Here is a 386-nt window from a genome sequence, read left to right as displayed (position 1 = left end):
AGCAGATCCAAAGTAGTTATAAATGGCGTGCCCTGAGAGATTCGAACTCCCGACCTTTTGATTCGTAGTCAAACGCTCTATCCGGCTGAGCTAAGGGCACAAATCACTCCACGAAGTGACGTAAACATTTGCAGCAAATTCCGGGTACTTCGTGGGAACCCCGAAATTCACAAGTGGTGCGACCGAGTGGACTTGAACCACCACGGGATATCCCACACGCCCCTCAAACGTGCGCGTCTGCCGATTCCGCCACGGTCGCATTTCGGGAGGGCGTGCGGCCAATAACCACATCGCCCATCGATGGAGCGGAAGACGGGGATCGAACCCGCGGCCCTCGCCTTGGCAAGGCGATGCTCTACCGCTGAGCTACTTCCGCACGACACCCC

The 386-nt window shown here is 57.0% G+C and carries 3 tRNA genes; all 3 read right to left on the bottom strand.

The annotated features are described in order from the left end of the window. Positions 1 to 23 precede the first annotated feature (23 nt). Positions 24 to 100: transfer RNA gene (locus tag EFBL_RS20075), tRNA-Arg, on the bottom strand. Between the two features lie 74 nt (positions 101 to 174). Further along, positions 175 to 259: transfer RNA gene (locus tag EFBL_RS20070), tRNA-Leu, on the bottom strand. 42 nt (positions 260 to 301) lie between these two features. Further along, positions 302 to 376: transfer RNA gene (locus EFBL_RS20065), tRNA-Gly, on the bottom strand. Positions 377 to 386: the final 10 nt, after the last annotated feature.

This window comes from Effusibacillus lacus (assembly GCF_002335525.1).
Lineage (GTDB): Bacteria > Bacillota > Bacilli > Tumebacillales > Effusibacillaceae > Effusibacillus > Effusibacillus lacus.
The sequence above is the reverse complement of the archived record's forward strand: the minus strand, read 5'-3'. Positions and strand labels throughout refer to the sequence as shown.